The following is a 17,731-nucleotide window of genomic DNA, read 5'->3' as shown; positions in this document are numbered from 1 at the left end:
TTTNTTTTATGTCTTATTTTTTTTAGGTGTTGTATGAATGTGAAAAATCACTATTTTAAAATGGAAGGATTACGTGTAGTAAAGGCAGGTAATTAACTTGGTATTTTTTCGATTACAATGGCGTTACCGGAGGTATCAAAATAAGTACAGGTCATTTCGATAATGTCTATGCGTGATTTAGCGATTCCAGATTGAGCTGCTTGTTGGCAAAAAGTAAAGTAATCGGTTTGCCCGTCTTGATGCATGACCAGAAACTCAATAAAACGTTCTTTATTTGCAGTTGAAGTAATCTTAATATCATTGTATTTTTTATCTGTGCTTACGGAATCGTCATTACTGCCATAATAAGCAACACGGCCGTCTTTAATAATGGTATCATATCCTTTTACACCTAAGTCGATTAATTCTTGAATGTAATTTGGAAAATCAGCACCCGTTTGTACTTTATCATGTGCTTGTTTGATTTGTTCTAGGGTAAACATATTTTTTAGTTTTATTTTCTGAGTGTTCAAATATAGTTTAAAATACGATAATTGAGAATTTATAGATTTATTTTTGACTTTTTTTAAACGCAAATTTGTAAAATTACCAAAGGTTAAATAAGGGGATTTGTTAGTGATTATAAAACGTTAGGAGAATAGAGGTTTAATAAAAAAGGTTACTTAAATTTTACAAAAATGTTTTGGCACTAGCGGACCTAATACCGATTTAAACTCTAGTCTCTCCATTTAAATCAGTGCTAAGAACAAAACTCATGTAGTCAAAAAAGGGTCGTACCGTTTTAAACATTTCGTTTATTTTATAAACAAATTGAGAGTCGATGACTTCTTGATCTGTAAAATTATGTCTTAGGATAAATTGTTTGTGCCGAATTAAATCGATGGCTTCATGGTCTTTGGCGAATCCTCGAGGAGACGTTGGAACTTTAGCACCAGATAACGCAACGAAATTATCCCTTATTGATTTTGAGTTTAAAATTTTGCGCCATTCTGAATGGTTTAGTTCCATATCCTTTCTTATTCTTTTCAGGTCATCCGGATTAGGAGAGAAAAAACCACAGGCTAGAAAATTATTACCAGGCTGTATATTCAAATAATAACCTCCTCTTTTTAAGTTAGTTGCTCTTTTTAAACCTATTGCAAATCGTGGTTTGTAAGGAGATTTGTCTTTACTAAAACGAACATCTTTATAAATACGATAGAGACTTTTTTTTCCAGATATGGTCTCTATAGCATCATGTGAGCTCATTAGTATTATTAACTGATCTGCAAAAGTAATGATATTGTTTTGTGCCAAAATATAAGTGTCCTTATTTTCAGCAAACCATTCTCGATTGTTATTGTTTTCTAAGTGCTTTAAAAAAGTAAGACTGCTAGATGCGATAGTGGGGTTTTCCATTTTTTAATTTATCGGATATTTTTCAAGTTTACTTTGAGTTGAAAGAGTAAGATCCAAATTTAAGTAACTTTTTTAAGTAGTAGAAATAGATGAGGTTAAAGTTTTCTTGTTGTTTTTGGAATAAAAGGTTTCGTTCTAATTTTTCCAAGTATTTGAATATCACATTAAAAAATAGATAAACAAAATTGTTTACATCTGCAGTATGAAAAAGATTGATATCATAAAAGGAATTCACCCTGGGAAAATGGTAGAGCGAGAATTGCAGAAAAGGAACATCAATAAAAGGCAATTTGCGCTTTCTATTGATGAGCATCCTCAAACTCGTGGCGCTATTATAAAGGGCAGTAGGAAAATGAATGCTGATTTATCGCTTAAATTAGAGGAGAAGCTAGAATTTGAAGAAGGGTTCTTGATGACTCTTCAAGTTTTTTATGGCATAAAGGAAGCCAAGAGGGATAGTAGTTATAAGCCAGATCTTTCAAAATTTAGAAAAGAAGTATTTTAGGACATTACTTTTGATAGAATCGATTGGAAATTGACGAAAGTTTCGATTGTGAAACGCGTTTTTGCTTACGGTAATAAAATAGATCAAGAAGAAATTATACGTTTTTATGGGAAAGAGGAAGTTTCTTAAATTAATCTATTGAATCCTGAACGACTAACAAGATAGCTTATGTATTGGAATACAGTTTCACCATTGCTTAAAAAGTTGTAATTGATTTGATGGAAGAAGATTTATTTGCTCCTTTTAGATTGGTTGGAGGAACTTCTTTGAGTTTACAAATCGGTCACAGAATGTCGGTAGATATTGATTTGTTTACAGCGGCGGACTATGGTTCAATTGACTTTAAGGGAATCAGGAGTTTTCTTGAAAATAAATACCCATATTGCAGCTCTAGAAATCTTGATGATGTTGCATTTGGAACTTTTTTTGATGTTGGGAATTCAAAGGAAGACTTTGTAAAAATCGATTTATAGTAAACAGATGAATTTATCTTTGAGAGCATTGATAAAGAGCGTGTTCGAATGGCTTCTGAAAACGAAATTATCGCTATGAAACCCGATGTCGTTTTGAGAGGAGGTAGAAAGAAAGATTTTTGGAACTTACACTATTACCTTGACAAAGTAACTATTGATGAAATGATTTTGTTTTATGAACAACGCTATCCTTCTAGTAATTGCTCCACTATTAAGCCTCAATTTGTAAATTTTGAATTGGCTGATGCTGATTTTGATCTGATATGCTTTTTAGATAAATCTTGGGAACTTATCAAATTGGATTTTGTTGTGGGAGTTAATAAAAGTTCTTAAATCTGTTACAGCAAAGTGAAACCACAAATTCCCAAGCCCCGATAGCAGCGGCATCTCCCGATTTAGAAAAAAAGGCTTTTTTCAAGCCGTGGTTTTTATTTATCGGGAATACAGCGGAGAGCGGGAAAAGCTCCTAGCCAATAAGCCAAGAATGATAACTCTTCGTTCTAATTAAGCTATGGCAGTAAATTCAAAATGTCATCTTGGCAGAGTATTTTCCGCCATTTTAACAAAAACTGCCATTTTATAGGACCCTATTGTATTGGCATAGTGATTGACTTAAGCAGGAGGAGTCATTAAAATAAGTATACACTATAATTAAATATAAATAAAAATGGGTAAAATAATCGGAATTGATTTAGGTACGACAAACTCTTGTGTCTCTGTAATGGAAGGTAACGAAGCAGTTGTTATCCCTAATGCAGAAGGAAGAAGAACGACACCATCTATCATCGCTTTTGTTGAAGGTGGAGAGATTAAAGTGGGAGATCCTGCAAAAAGACAAGCGGTAACAAATCCTACCAAAACAATTGCTTCTATTAAACGTTTTATGGGGCATTCCTTTGCTGAAATTACAAACGAAGCAAAAAGAGTTTCTTACAAAGTAGTAAAAGGGGACAACAATACACCACGTGTTGATATTGATGGTCGTTTATATACTGCACAAGAATTGTCAGCAATGACACTTCAAAAAATGAAAAAAACTGCAGAAGACTATTTAGGTCAAACAGTTACTGAGGCAGTTATTACTGTTCCTGCTTACTTTAATGACGCGCAACGTCAAGCAACTAAAGAAGCTGGTGAAATCGCAGGTCTTAAAGTAATGCGTATTATCAACGAGCCTACAGCTGCAGCTTTAGCTTACGGTTTAGATAAAAAAGGAAAAGATCAAAAAATTGCTGTTTATGATTTAGGTGGAGGTACATTTGATATCTCTGTTCTTGAATTAGGAGATGGAGTTTTTGAAGTATTGTCTACAAACGGTGATACTCACCTTGGTGGAGATGATTTTGACCATGAAATTATTGACTGGTTAGCTGACGAATTTAAAGCTACTGAAGATATTGACTTACGTTTAGACCCAATGTCTTTGCAACGCTTGAAAGAAGCTGCTGAAAAAGCAAAAATTGAATTGTCTTCTTCTACTGAAACTGAAATCAACTTACCTTACGTAACGGCTACAGCTTCAGGACCAAAGCACTTGGTTAAAAAATTATCAAGATCTAAATTTGAGCAATTAACTGACGCATTAGTAAAACGTTCTATGGCACCAGTTGCTAAGGCGTTGAAAGATGCAGGTTTATCTGTCTCTGATATCGACGAAGTGATCCTTGTAGGAGGTTCTACTCGTATGCCAAAAATCGCTGACGAAGTAGAGAAATTCTTCGGTAAAAAAGCGTCTAAAGGAGTTAACCCTGATGAAGTTGTTGCAATTGGAGCAGCTATTCAAGGTGGAGTTCTTTCTGGAGATGTAAAAGATGTATTGTTACTTGACGTTACACCTTTATCTTTAGGTATCGAAACTATGGGTGGTGTAATGACAGTTCTTATCGAATCTAATACTACTATTCCAACAAAGAAATCACAAGTATTCTCTACTGCTGCAGATTCTCAACCAACAGTTGAAATTCACGTATTGCAAGGAGCTAGGGCAATGGCTACTGATAACAAAACAATTGGTCGTTTCCATTTAGATGGTTTACCACCAGCACCAAGAGGGGTTCCACAAATTGAAGTAACTTTTGATATTGATGCTAATGGTATCATCAAAGTTTCTGCAACTGATAAAGGAACAGGTAAATCGCATGACATTCGTATCGAAGCTTCATCTGGATTAACAGCTGAAGAAATCGAGAAAATGAAAAAAGATGCAGAAGCTAATGCTGATGCTGATAAAGTTTCAAGAGAAAGAGCTGAAAAATTGAACGAAGCAGATGGAATGATCTTCCAAACTGAAACTCAATTGAAAGAATTAGGTGAGAAATTATCTGATGAAAACAAAGTAGCTGTAGAATATGCATTAACTGAATTGAGAATGGCTCACCAGTCTCAAGACATTCCTGCAATTCAAACTGCATTAGATAATATCAACGCTGCTTGGAAAACCGCTACTGAAGCAATGTACGCTAAAGGAGAACAAGGTCAAGATGAAGCTAAACCAGAAGGTGAAGCTCAAGGAGATGATGTTCAAGATGTAGATTATGAAGAAGTAAAATAATTATTTCCTGTAGAGATACACTATGGTGTATCTCTACTACATATTAAAAAGAACCGAGCTAGTTATAGCTCGGTTTTTTTTATGCAATTTTTGAATCTCTTTGATGCATCATTTTTAATATTACTAAAACATGGGGAAATGTGATTGCTGCAAGAAATGAGAAAAATATAGCATTAAAGATTTCCTTATCTCTAAACAGGAAATATAGAAGTGCGATACCTATTAATGAAGCCAACCAATACAAAAAGGCGTTCTTGCAATAGGATATAAAATAGCTAAAAGAAAAAGATCCATAAATAAATTTAATTTGGTCTAAAATAGAAGGAATGCTATGCCATATAATAAAGTAGATCGCAAATCCCCATATTAAACTGGAAGTTTTGAATATGATTGCAAAAACAAATAGAAAAAATAAATTCGACACGTATTTTTTGTCTAATCGATTTAAATTTCCAATAGAAATAACCACTCATACCTATAAATAAGAATAGGCTAGTGATGAAGATTTCGTTGATGTAGTAATAAGGTAGTTCAAATCGTATAATTTCAGTTATTATTTCTTCAACTTCAGTGGCATGAAAGAAAAACAACAAGAAGAGTATAACGATCCCGTAAATAAAAGGATAGAAAGTCAATAGGTATTTTGATACTTTTAAATCTAAATACAAACCTTGTTGGTCTCCAAAGTGAAACGCACTAACTAAAATAAAAAGAAGCAAAGCAACTATTGGGATCAAATAGAATAATAATAAGCCGGCGAGAACTACAAGAATATAATAGAGTAGAACTTTTGTAAAGGAAATACTATTTTCAGAATCGTTTGTATTCTTAATTAAAAGCAAATCATTAGCACCGTGTAGGATTCCGAAGGTAAAAATCAGTGAAAATCCAACGATTATTTGAACCTCTTTAGGTAAGAAAGAGTTGAGCCACAGGCAGAAAAAGCTTGCTATGATTGCAATGTTTGTATATTTAAGCATGTTGAAATATTTTATTGAAAATTAGGAAAAAATAGTTGAACAAAAAACATTTTGTTTGTCTAACTATTCTTATATTTACCTGAACAAAAAAAAATTTAACCTTAATTTTTAACTATGACAAATTTTATGTTTATTTCAGGAATGGTCGCAAAGTTATCTCCTACTGATTACGTAGGTTTTACTTTCTTCGTAGGATGTATGGCTATGATGGCCGCATCTGCATTTTTCTTTTTATCGCTGAGCCAGTTTGACAAAAAATGGCGTACTTCAGTGTTGGTTTCAGGTTTGATTACTTTTATTGCCGCAATTCATTATTTCTATATGAGAGATTATTGGGCAAGTTTCGGTGAATCGCCTACTTTTTTCCGTTATGTTGACTGGGTATTGACGGTGCCATTAATGTGTCTTGAGTTTTACTTAATCTTGAAAGTTGCAGGGGCTAAGCAGTCTTTGTTATGGAAAATGATTATTTACTCTCTTGTGATGCTAGTTACAGGTTACTGGGGTGAGGTCGTTGATCCTGGTAACGCGGCAGCTTGGGGATTCGCTTCAGGTGTTGCTTATTTCTTAATTGTATATGAAATATGGATTGGTGAGGCTGCTAAATTGGCAAAAGCTGCCGGTGGAAATACACTTGCTGCGCACAAAATTTTATGTTGGTTCGTACTTGTAGGATGGGCAATCTACCCGTTAGGTTACATGTTGGGAACTGATGGATGGTACACAGGTATTGTAGGTAAAGGAAGCGTTGATGCAGTTTACAACATCGCTGATGCTATCAACAAAATCGGGTTTGGATTAGTAATCTATACTCTTGCTGTAAAATCACAGACTAACTAATAAAAAAACAATTTTATTTGTTCACTGAAGCCGAGCTAGAAATAGTTCGGTTTTTTTATGGAATTTAAATAAAGAGGAGGATGTCCAATGAAGGGTAGCCTCTTTGTATTACGTTGCTTTATTCTTTGACTGCTATTCAGTAGCTTAATTTTATACCGGTCTAATATAAAAACTGAATAATGTAATTAACCAACATTGAATAGACAAGCGATATCGTAACACTCCGTATTATGGATTTTTTTGCTGTTTAGGCTATTCATTTACGGATTGATGGCTTGTAACTTAAATCAACTAACTACAACTGAAATTATTATTCCTTATGAATCGAATGATACTTGAATTTGTCGCATAATCTCTATTTTATGTTTCACAAAAATTGATATAAGTAGTTTTATAATTAAAAAGGCTATCCGAAAATTAATTTTCGAACAGCCTTTTTGCTTGTAATAATAATGTACTGTTTAGCAGTTATGTACTAAGTAGCTATCTTGATTTTGGATCTAAAGCTTCACTGATTCTGTTTATCAAATCGAGTAGATGATATTTACTCATTTTATCTGATATACTGGAAGTAGATATTTTTAAATCATTCTTTAAATTTAGAAGTTGACCTCTAGCGATAGAAGGTAAGTCAGTTTGGGCTAAATTTACTTTCCGTGTCGTAAAACCAGATGTAGTTCCTACTGGAACTGCCCTAACGGTTGTAGTGCCTGGTTTAAGTAACTCAATCAACTTGTCTACATACAGTTTTTGTACGTTTCTTCGATACATATCTATAGCACCGTTTCCGTTTAACTCAGAAAAAATCCCTTTTCTCAAATCAGTTATTAATTCGTCAACAGAATAATTATTCTTACTTTCAACAGAGGTTTCTAAAAGTCGAACCATGCGATCTCCAGCTAATAAGCTGTTTAAGGTCGCATCTTGCATTCCTTTGATAGCTTCAACACCATTCTCGGGTTTTATTTTCGAAAGAATAACTTCATTCAATAACCAAGTTGGAGTGGTAAACAATTGTGTGTTCAGGAATGCTACAGCATCTTTTTGGATGCTTTTTGGTACAACTACAAACTGATTCCCTTTCATGTCATACGTTTTAGGTGAATCATAGATCCCACCTACATTTTTAGTAACGTGGCCCATATATCTTCTAAACTGTCCTGTAAGTGCGCCATAAAGCTCGTCTAATTCAGCATAGCTTTCGCCATCTTCCTTAGACCACTCTAATAAATTGGGAAGAATTCTTTTAAGGTTTTTAATACCATACTCAGAAGCTCTCATTGCATTATCTCCAAGGTCTTCAGTTTGGTATCTTGGATCATAAGGGCTTGATTCAGATCCAAACCACAAACGATTATTTTTATAAGCTTCCTTAGTCATTTCGTTCAACATTGCTTTTTCTTGTGCTTCATCTTTGGTATCTTCAAAATAGGAATATCCCCATTTAATAGCCCACTTATCATAATCTCCAATTCTAGGGAATAAAGCAGTTACGCTATCCTCTGGTTGTGCAACATAATTGAACCGTGCATAATCCATGATAGAAGAAGTATGTCCGTTTTTTTCTTGATATTCTTTGTCTCTCAATTTTTCAACAGGAGTTGCAGAACTGGCACCCATATTGTGACGCAATCCTAATGTATGTCCTACCTCATGGGAAGAGACAAAACGAATTAATTCTCCCATTAATTTGTCATCATATTTCTTGGCTCTTGCGGCTGGGTCTACGGCAGCGGTTTGAATCATATACCAGTTTCTTAAAAGACTCATAATGTTATGGTACCATCCAATGTGGCTTTCTAAGATTTCTCCAGTTCTAGGATCATGAACATTAGGGCCATATGCATTTTGAATGTCAGCTGCAAAATATCGTAAAACAGAAAAACGAGCATCTTCTAAGCTCATCGTTGGATCATTTTCGGGCCAGTATTCGCCACGTATTGCATTTTTCCAACCAGCACCTTCAAAAGCAACTTGCCAATCGTCAATTCCTTGTTTGATAGATTTTTTCCATTTCTCCGGAGTAGCTGGATCAATATAATACACAATCGGTTTCAAAGGTTCAATTAATTCTCCCATTTTTTGTTTTTGGGCATCTTCATCAGATTTTGGCTCTAAACGCCACCGTACCGCAAATACTTTGGTCTCTGATTTTTGAGACTCCTCTTTAAAAACATCATACTTATTAGAAAAATACCCCACTCGTGCATCAAACTCTCTCTTACGCATCGGTTTTTTAGGCAATAAGATCATGGAAGTATTTATTTCTACAGTGATTACGCCAGCATCTAAGGCCGAAGGTAAATCCACTCCAATTTTAGGTGTTGGAGTCGTATTGATTTTTGGGGCTGTAGTCGTAAAGGTTTTTACGCTTCTAACTTCAGTATTTATGGGGTAACTACTTACCTTTGAGATGAATGACTTATCCTTTTGAAACGTTTGAATGTTTAGTAATTGTTTCTTTATAGGATCTAATGAGAAGGTTTGAACGTCAGCATCAAAAGTTGTCGATAAATCGACTACATAACCAGTAATTTTTCCTGATTCATCTTTTTTATATGCTAATACATCATAATTGCCAATAATTGGGTCTGAAGTAGAGTTTTTAACAGCTTGAGCCATTGGCTTGTCTTCATCCGGAGACATGATGACATAAGTGATAGATCGAAGGAGAATATTTTTATTTAACCCTTTTTCCCAACGAACTACTTGCCTGTTGATTTCTTCACCACCAAAAATCCCTCCTCCGGCAGGAGTTTTGGAATATCGAGTTATAGTCATCATCTCACTTCCTAAAATGGAATCAGGAATTTCAAAGAGATATTTGTTATCCATTTTATGAACATCAATTAGTCCTCTTTGCGTTACTGCGGTAGAATCAATAACTTTTTTGTACGGCTTGGGTTCTTTTTTGGTGTCGCTGCCTTTGGCTTCTACTTTGGCAGCAGCTTCTTTAGCTGCTTTTCTTTTTTTCTTACTTTGAGCAAATGTTTCTTGAGCTGAAAAAAGGAATAGACAGAAAATAATTAAGGTTAGTTTTTTTTTAATTCATGTAGTAATACTTACAGTTGTTAATAATTAGTTTTAGTAGATAAACGGTAGCCTGTTTGCTTTATCTACTATTAAGTTTCAAATTTATCTCTAAATTCTGAACAAAATATCATTTCGATCTATAATTTATTAAAATTAACATTTCTCCTTTTCTTAAGGGTAGATGTTGATTTTTATCATAAAATAAAACGTTATTTATTCTTATTTTTGTTCTGAAATAAGGTTTAATAAAGTGTTTTTAAGTTTAGGAACTGTAAAAGGGATAAGGAGCGGCAGTTGAGAAAAACTTTTTGTACTATTACTGTATATAATATTTTATATGAGGAAAATTAAATTTAAAAAAAGCCGGAAAGCATCAGTAAATCAGCTGGAGTACACCGGTAGCCATAAAAAGTTCGAGTCAGAGATGCAGCTGTTTGTATACGACGAGTTGGATTATACAGAATATGATGATTTTGAAATTTCGGATTTTAAGACTGGAATCGATGTCAAAAAAACCAATTGGATTAATCTTCATGGCTTAAATGAAATTGAAATTATTGAAGCGATAGGAGGCTTTTTTAAAATAGATAATTTTTTGCTTTCGGATATATTAAATACGACCAGAAGGACTAAAGTAGAAGAGTTTTCAGATACTTTATTTTTTAATATAAAGTCGATGTTACCTACAGAGGATTCCGATAACATCAGTGTGGAACAGATCAGTTTTTTGATAAAAGGAGGGGTTTTGATTTCATTTCAGGAAAAAAGAAGTGATTTTTTTACCCATATAAGAGAGCGAATCAGAAACCATTCTGGTATTGTTCGTTCAAAAAAAGCTGATTTTTTGCTCTACCTTCTTTTGGATGCTATTATGGAAAATTTCTACGTTACAATTGAGAATGAGGAAGATAAAGTAGAAGAATTGATTGTACTGTCCAAGAGTAGTGCTGATCCCAAGATTCTGGAACGAATTGAAAAACATAGAGATAATTTCAATTTTTTAAAACGGTCCATTATTCCGCTTCGCGATTCCTTGTATGCGATTAAAAGTCTTAAAGAAGATGAAGACTTTAAAGTAATAGAAGTAGAAACATTCAGCTACTATTCTAGATTGCATCAAAAAAGTTTAGAACTTTTAGAGCAGATAGACTCTGACATGGGGACGTTAGAAAGCGCTTCTAATTTCTTTTTTTCTTCGCAGTCCCATAAAATGAATGAGATTATGAAGACATTAACCATTGTATCGGCGATATTCATACCCTTAACATTTATTGCAGGTGTTTATGGAATGAATTTCCAGTATATGCCGGAACTTCAATATGAAAATGGATATTATACTGTCATCGGGGTTATGGTTCTAATAGGGATTATTATGCTGTTTTATTTTAGAAAGCGAAAGTGGTTTTGATTGAAGCAAAGAATAAAGAGAATAAACAATAGAAATAGTCAGAATAGTAGTAATTTACGAAATAAACCGTATTTAAGTCGAATTCGAAATAATATCAAAAAACAAGTATAATGAACAAAGCCATATATATAGCGACCTCTGAACACAATAGCGGGAAATCTATCATTACTTTAGGTTTAATGAGTATGTTGATTGGAAAGACGGCTAAAGTGGGCTATTTCCGACCAATAATAGAGGATTTTGAAGATGGTAAATTGGACAACCATATTGAAACCGTAATCTCCCATTTTGGATTAGATATTGCATTTGAGGATGCATTTGCAATTACAAAAAGCAAGTTGATCAAAAAGAAAAATAAAGGTAAAATAGGCGAGGTCTTAGATTTGATCATTGATAAATACAAACGACTAGAAGAGCGATTTGATTTTGTTTTAGTTGAGGGAACCAGCTTTAGTGGAGAAGGCACGGTAATCGAACTCGATATGAATGTTCTTATCGCTAAAAACCTTGGGATTCCCACGATTATTGTCGGTTCTGGTGTTGGAAAAACATTAGAGGAATTAGTAGATAGTCTTTACTTGGCTTACGATTCTTTTAAAGTTAAGGACGTCGAAGTGCTGGCAATCATTGCTAATAAAGTACAAAACGCGAATATTAAATTAGTAACGAATGGATTACGTTCCAGCTTACCAACGGAAATCCTAGTAAACGCTATTCCTTTAGTTCCCAGCTTGAACAACCCTACCATTAAAGAAATTGTGGATGAACTCGATGGTAAAGTATTATTCGGCGCAGAATTCTTAAATAATGAAATTGGCAATTATAGTGTTGGAGCCATGCAATTGCGCAACTACTTGTTACACCTCAAGGAAAAAGCGCTTGTGATTACCCCCGGTGATCGTGCTGATATTATATTGGGTGCATTGCAAGCTAATGAATCTGCAAATTATCCTGAGATCTCAGGCATAGTGTTGACAGGTAATATAGTACCAGATGACAGTATCCTAATGTTAATTGAAGGGTTGACTAGTATTGTTCCTATTATTTCTGTCGAAGGCGGGACCTATAATATTACTAATAAAATTGGGGATATCAAGGCTAAGATTTATGCTGATAATAAGCAGAAAATAGAGACTTCAATAAATACTTTTGAGAAATATGTCGACTTAGATAATTTAACTAAAAAATTAAGTTCTTTTGAGGCAGAAGGGATGACTCCAAAAATGTTTCAGTACAACCTTGTGAAAAGGGCTAAAAAACACAGAAAGCATATTATTCTTCCAGAAGGGAATGATGACAGAATCATTATTGCTACTTCACGATTATTATCCATGGATGTCGTCGATATTACTATCCTTGGAAGTAAAAAACAAATAGAAGGTAAGGTAGTTGAATTGGGCATTACTTTTGACTTTTCGAAAGTAAAAATTATCAGTCCGATTAAATCCGAGTATTATGAAGATTATGTAAACACTTATTACGAGTTACGCAAGAATAAAAATGTAACCTTGGGAATGGCCAAAGATTTAATGGAAGACGGGGCCTATTTTGGAACAATGATGGTCTATAAAGGCCATGCAGACGGAATGGTTTCTGGAGCAGCCCACACAACGCAACATACGATTTTACCGGCGTTACAATTTATTAAAACAAAACCCAATTCATCTGTAGTCTCTTCGATCTTTTTTATGTGCTTAGAAGATCGCGTTTCTGTTTTTGGCGATTGTGCCATAAACCCAAACCCTACTGCGGAACAACTAGCGGAAATAGCTATTTCTTCTGCTGACTCTAGTCTAGCCTTTGGCATAGAACCAAAAATAGCGATGCTGTCTTATTCTTCTGGAGCGTCAGGGAAAGGCGATGAAGTGGATAAGGTAAGAACTGCCACCGAAATTGTGAGAAAAAAACGTCCTGATTTAAAAATTGAAGGACCTATACAATACGACGCAGCAGTAGATATGGAAGTAGGGCAAAGTAAAATGCCAAATTCTGAGGTTGCGGGACAAGCAAGTGTCCTTATTTTTCCTGATTTAAATACTGGAAACAACACCTACAAGGCGGTTCAAAGAGAAACCGGAGCACTGGCTATTGGCCCAATGCTGCAAGGGTTGAACAAACCCGTAAACGACTTAAGCCGCGGCTGCACGGTCGATGATATTATAAATACGGTAGTAATCACAGCAATTCAAGCACAAGGCTTGTAAAAAAAGTTCAAGTTCTAAATAAAATAGTAAACACAAACAAGATTCACCCAGTCTCTCTCTATTTTAGAGAGGGAAGTGGTGAAGAAAACAAATAAAATGAAAATAGTTATAATAAATTCAGGAAGTTCCTCTATAAAATTTCAATTAATAGAAATGCCGGCAAGAGAGGTCATTTGCAGCGGTATGATTGACAGGATTGGATTAGACACTTCAAATATCACGTATAAAACGAATACTGATTCTATAGCGCAAAGCATGCCTATCACTAACCATAAGATAGGATTAGAAAAGATTGCAGCGTTATTAATGGAGGGAAATAGTGGTGTAATCAAAAGTACGCAAGAGATAGATGTTGTTGGACATCGTGTCGTTCATGGTGGCGCTAGTTTCTCTAATCCAGTGCATGTTGATCAAATGGTAGAAGAAAAAATAACAGAGCTTTTTCAGTTGGCACCGCTCCACAATCCAGCGAATTTGGAAGGAATTCATGTTGCTTCCGGTATTTTTACATCAGCTCAACAAATGGCTGTTTTTGACACTGCTTTTCATCAAACAATTCCTGTAATCGCTCATAAATATGCAATTCCCAATAAATTTTTATCAGAAAACAACATTAGGGTATATGGTTTTCATGGAACAAGTCATAAATACGTTTCAGAAAGAGCTAGAGAATATTTAGATAAAAGCGATAAAATTATAACAATTCACTTAGGGAACGGTTGCAGTATGACAGCGATTAAAGACGGTATTAGTATCGACCACAGTTTGGGTTTTGCACCATCTAACGGACTTATTATGGGAACAAGAAGCGGCGATATAGATCATTCTATCGTATTTTATATGGTCAATACGCTGGGATATTCTTTAGAAGAAGTAAATAATCTATTGCTTAAAGAGAGCGGAATGCTGGGACTTACCGGTTTTAGTGATTTAAGAGAAATAGAATTACAAGCTGAAGAGGGGAATGCAGTATGTCAATTAGCACTAGATATGAATGCATACCGAATTAAAAAATTAATAGGTTCTTATACGGCAGTGATGAATGGCGTAGACGCCATTATTTTTACCGCAGGAATTGGGGAGAATTCCTCTTATATCAGGAAATTAGTGTGTACTGATATGAATTATTTTGGAATGGAATTGGATGATGTTAAGAACGAAATAAGATCCAAAGAAATGCGAGAAATTAGCACAGTAAATTCTAGAACTAAAATTATGGTGATTCCAACTAATGAAGAAATGGAAATTGCCAATCAAGTTTATGATCTTCTATTAAAGTAGTACAACACTTATCTTGGAAAAGGCTTCTCTATTGAGAGGCTTTTTTTATGCTCGATATCGAATAAATCTGATTATATTTGGAAATTAAAACTTCTTGACTTGAAAGCTACCACTTTAAAAATATTTCTGTTCTTTTTATTGTCTATTCAAACATATGCTCAGGAATTACTGCCTTTTGTTGAAAACTATAACAAAGCAAATTACCAGGGCGACAATCAAACTTGGAATGTTGTTCAGGGTAGTGATGACGCCATGTACTTTGCTAACAATCATTATTTATTACGTTATGACGGCGTAAAATGGGAAAAAAATATGTTGCCCAATAAAACTATTATCCGTTCAATCTACGTAGTTGACGATAAGATTTATTCTGGTTCCTACCAAGAATTTGGGTATTGGATTCGTAAAAATGGGAAGATGAATTATGTGTCAATTTCGAAAGGAAAATCAGTTTTTGATGATAGTGAAAATGAAGAAATCTGGAAGATTTTTGAATTCAACAAGACTATTTATTTCCAGTCTTTTAATGCTATTTATAAGTACGACGGGAGTAGTATTAAAAAAATTAAATTACCATTTCTCATTTCGTATTGTTATCCCATTGACAATCAAATTCTGATCGCCTCAGTTAGTAATGGTGTTTATAGGTTGGTAGATTCTCGGATTGAAAAAGTCGAAGGTTGGGATGTTTTAGAAAATAACGTTATTCACCACATTGAAAAGCACCAAAACAAAACTTATTTTTTTACTAAGAAAAATGGAGTCTATGTTGAAGAAAATGGATTTCTGTCTCCCTGGAAAAACAATTTGAATGAAACTTTAAAAACAGCTAATATTAATATCGCTCGGTTCTTGAAAAACAATAAATTAGTTGTGGGAACGAGCAGAAGAGGGGTATATATTTTTGATCTTGATAGTAACTCCCACATTAATATTGACCGAAATAATGTGTTGATGAATAACTCTATTTTAAGTATCGGGTTAGACAAAGAAAATGACTTGTGGTTAGGATTGGATAATGGAATCGTTCACATAGAGATTAATTCACCAATTAGTATTTTTTACGATAACACGGGCGCTTTAGGTTCAGTGTACTCTGTAGTTAAAACCGACAATGGTTTTTTGATGGCGTCAAATCATGGCGTTTTTAAATACGAGGGAAATATTTTTTCTTTAATTCCAAATTCAGTAGGTCAAGCTTGGAACATCAGTAAGATTAATAACAAGTTTATCATTGGTCATGACGACGGAACCTTTATTTATGAAGATAATGTCTTCTCCAAATTAAACAATATCAATGGAGGTTGGAACTTAATTAAAAGTACTATTAATGATTGGTATCTCCAGACTAGTTATAGCGGTATTTTAATCTATCCCAATGTAAAGAATCTCTCTCAAAAAATTGTTGTTAAAGGCATTTTAAAACCTATAAAATATGCTGCCCAAGATAAAAAAAATGAGATATGGGCTGCAGATAATTACAAGGGATTATATAGAATAAGTTATAATGATGCCTTTGAAACTACGAAGGTGGAAAATATTACACAGAAAAGTAAAAAAAATAGAAATGATTTTGGGGTAAAAATATTTGAATTTAGAAATGAAATTCTTTTTTTGATTCACAAAACGTGGTATACTTACAATTCAATTTCCAACCAATTAGTAAAAAACGAACTGTTTAATTCGAACTTTACAAATACATCTGATATCGTCAAAATAGACGAAGACCATTTTATAGTGTTGCAAGAGGGATTATTATATCAGGTGGATGCCAAAGGAAATAATTTTAGTAGAAATTTAATCCAAGAAAAATATTATCAGGGGAAAATTATCAACGATAATTTAAGAATTTTTAAAAATGGCGATAGCTACTTGCTCAACCTGGATGATGGGTTCATCTCACTTCCATTAAAGAATATTGCGGTCGTGAGCCCAAAGGTAAAGATTGAAGCTTTTGATAATGAAAACTTGGTCGCTAATGATTGCAAAATTAAAAACAATTCAGAGTTAAAGATAAATGTAATTTCAGGAATATATGGATCGAATAAACCAAGCCTTTTTTATAAGACAGATAAGTCGGTAGATTATTCTCCAGTAAACGGAGGATTGATTGTTTTAAATAATTTAGACAGTGGCAATCATACCCTCAAAGTTTATAATCATGATGGTACTCATTTTAATGAAGTTTCTAGTTTTAATTTTTATGTAACAAAACCATGGTATTTTTCTATTTGGATGCTGCTGCTATATTTGGTTTTAATTGGAAGCATATTATTCGTTTATTACAGATGGAATAAAATGCGTTACGTTCAAAAACTCAAATTGCAGGAAGAAGAATTAAAACACCAGAAGAAAATTTTAGAAATTGAGTTAAAAGCGGATAACGAATTGAACAGTCAAGAATATGAAAAGCATATTTTAGAATTGGAGCTGCAGTCTAAGTCATCAGAGGTAACAGGAAAATCACTTTCTATTGCTAAACAAAGTGAGATGATAGAAAGTATTCAAGGAATTTTAGATTCGGAAATCGACTTAAACAAACTGAAAAGCGAGATTAAAAAGACGATAAAAATCAATGCTGTTAATAAACACGAATGGGAGACTTTTGAAACTAATTTAAATCAGATCCACAATGAATTTATCATTAAACTTTCGAAGAAATACCCAAACCTTACCGCCAAAGATGTTAAGCTATGTATCTATCTAAAAATGAATCTTACTTCTAAAGAAATTGCACCCATGATGAATATTTCTTTCCGTGGTGTTGAATTACATCGTTATAGATTAAGAAAGAAATTAGCGCTTGTGCAGGATGAGAATCTTTCTAAGTTTTTATTATCAGTATAAAAACCAATTAATTTTTACATATAGTGTACTTTTAAGGGTTGTTTTTAACAGAATTACAATACATCATTACTACATCATATGGATGTAATTCATTCTCCTATTATCCCTCTTCTATGCTATTGCTCATTGATTTGTACCTGATATTATTTGCTGTGATGTAGCTATGTAGTAATTCACGTGTTGTTACTATAACGTTGTAATTACCTAATTT

13 protein-coding genes and 1 pseudogene are annotated in these 17,731 nt (G+C 33.8%); 10 read left to right on the top strand and 4 right to left on the bottom strand.

What is annotated here, in order from left to right; genetic code table 11:
• Positions 1–92: 92 nt before the first annotated feature.
• Positions 93–482, bottom strand: a complete 390-nt coding sequence (locus tag A3SG_RS0109665; protein ID WP_016989823.1) for a DUF1398 domain-containing protein — start codon at positions 480–482, stop codon at positions 93–95.
• 226 nt (positions 483–708) lie between these two features.
• The gene (locus A3SG_RS0109660) at positions 709–1,398 is read right to left on the bottom strand and encodes a DUF2461 domain-containing protein (protein WP_016989822.1); all 690 of its coding nucleotides are present in this window, start codon (positions 1,396–1,398) and stop codon (positions 709–711) included.
• A 202-nt stretch (positions 1,399–1,600) separates the two neighbouring features.
• On the opposite strand from A3SG_RS0109660, the gene A3SG_RS19585 reads away from it, so the two are divergent.
• From A3SG_RS19585 to dnaK, 5 genes are all read left to right on the top strand, one after another.
• Positions 1,601–1,903, top strand: a complete 303-nt coding sequence (locus tag A3SG_RS19585) for a transcriptional regulator (protein ID WP_016989821.1) — start codon at positions 1,601–1,603, stop codon at positions 1,901–1,903.
• Between the two features lie 3 nt (positions 1,904–1,906).
• Complete coding sequence (locus A3SG_RS23125; protein ID WP_410500994.1) at positions 1,907–2,032, top strand: DUF6922 domain-containing protein; 126 nt, start codon at positions 1,907–1,909, stop codon at positions 2,030–2,032.
• 89 nt (positions 2,033–2,121) lie between these two features.
• The gene (locus A3SG_RS20790; protein WP_016989820.1) at positions 2,122–2,376 is read left to right on the top strand and encodes a nucleotidyl transferase AbiEii/AbiGii toxin family protein; all 255 of its coding nucleotides are present in this window, start codon (positions 2,122–2,124) and stop codon (positions 2,374–2,376) included.
• A 48-nt stretch (positions 2,377–2,424) separates the two neighbouring features.
• Positions 2,425–2,709, top strand: coding sequence for a hypothetical protein (locus tag A3SG_RS20785; protein ID WP_016989819.1), 285 nt, complete (start codon positions 2,425–2,427; stop codon positions 2,707–2,709).
• Between the two features lie 334 nt (positions 2,710–3,043).
• On the top strand, positions 3,044–4,927 hold the full coding sequence (gene dnaK / locus A3SG_RS0109645) for a molecular chaperone DnaK (protein WP_016989818.1): 1,884 nt from the start codon (positions 3,044–3,046) through the stop codon (positions 4,925–4,927).
• Positions 4,928–5,006: 79 nt separating this feature from the next.
• Here dnaK and A3SG_RS0109640 read toward each other — a convergent pair.
• Positions 5,007–5,907, bottom strand: a pseudogene (locus A3SG_RS0109640) (Brp/Blh family beta-carotene 15,15'-dioxygenase).
• Positions 5,908–6,021: 114 nt separating this feature from the next.
• Between A3SG_RS0109640 and A3SG_RS0109635 the strand changes: the two are divergent.
• Positions 6,022–6,747 carry a bacteriorhodopsin-like gene (locus A3SG_RS0109635; protein WP_016989817.1) on the top strand — a complete coding sequence of 242 codons (726 nt, stop codon included), beginning with the start codon at positions 6,022–6,024 and terminating at the stop codon, positions 6,745–6,747.
• Positions 6,748–7,230: 483 nt separating this feature from the next.
• Here the strand turns inward: A3SG_RS0109635 and A3SG_RS0109630 are convergent, their stop codons facing one another.
• The gene (locus A3SG_RS0109630) at positions 7,231–9,771 is read right to left on the bottom strand and encodes a zinc-dependent metalloprotease (protein ID WP_198008511.1); all 2,541 of its coding nucleotides are present in this window, start codon (positions 9,769–9,771) and stop codon (positions 7,231–7,233) included.
• A gap of 346 nt (positions 9,772–10,117) precedes the next feature.
• Between A3SG_RS0109630 and corA the strand changes: the two genes are divergently transcribed.
• From corA to A3SG_RS0109610, 4 genes are all read left to right on the top strand, one after another.
• Positions 10,118–11,188 carry a magnesium/cobalt transporter CorA gene (gene corA, locus A3SG_RS0109625; RefSeq protein ID WP_016989814.1) on the top strand — a complete coding sequence of 357 codons (1,071 nt, stop codon included), beginning with the start codon at positions 10,118–10,120 and terminating at the stop codon, positions 11,186–11,188.
• A gap of 110 nt (positions 11,189–11,298) precedes the next feature.
• Positions 11,299–13,392, top strand: a complete 2,094-nt coding sequence (pta, locus tag A3SG_RS0109620; RefSeq protein ID WP_016989813.1) for a phosphate acetyltransferase — start codon at positions 11,299–11,301, stop codon at positions 13,390–13,392.
• Between the two features lie 96 nt (positions 13,393–13,488).
• The gene (locus tag A3SG_RS0109615) at positions 13,489–14,673 is read left to right on the top strand and encodes an acetate/propionate family kinase (protein ID WP_016989812.1); all 1,185 of its coding nucleotides are present in this window, start codon (positions 13,489–13,491) and stop codon (positions 14,671–14,673) included.
• Positions 14,674–14,772: 99 nt separating this feature from the next.
• Positions 14,773–17,520 (top strand): hypothetical protein, encoded by a 2,748-nt coding sequence (locus A3SG_RS0109610; protein WP_016989811.1) that lies wholly within the window; start codon positions 14,773–14,775, stop codon positions 17,518–17,520.
• Positions 17,521–17,731 lie beyond the last annotated feature (211 nt).

This window comes from Flavobacterium sp. ACAM 123 (assembly GCF_000264055.1).
Lineage (GTDB): Bacteria > Bacteroidota > Bacteroidia > Flavobacteriales > Flavobacteriaceae > Flavobacterium.
Note: the sequence above shows the minus strand (reverse complement) of the source record. Positions and strands in the feature narration are given on the sequence as shown.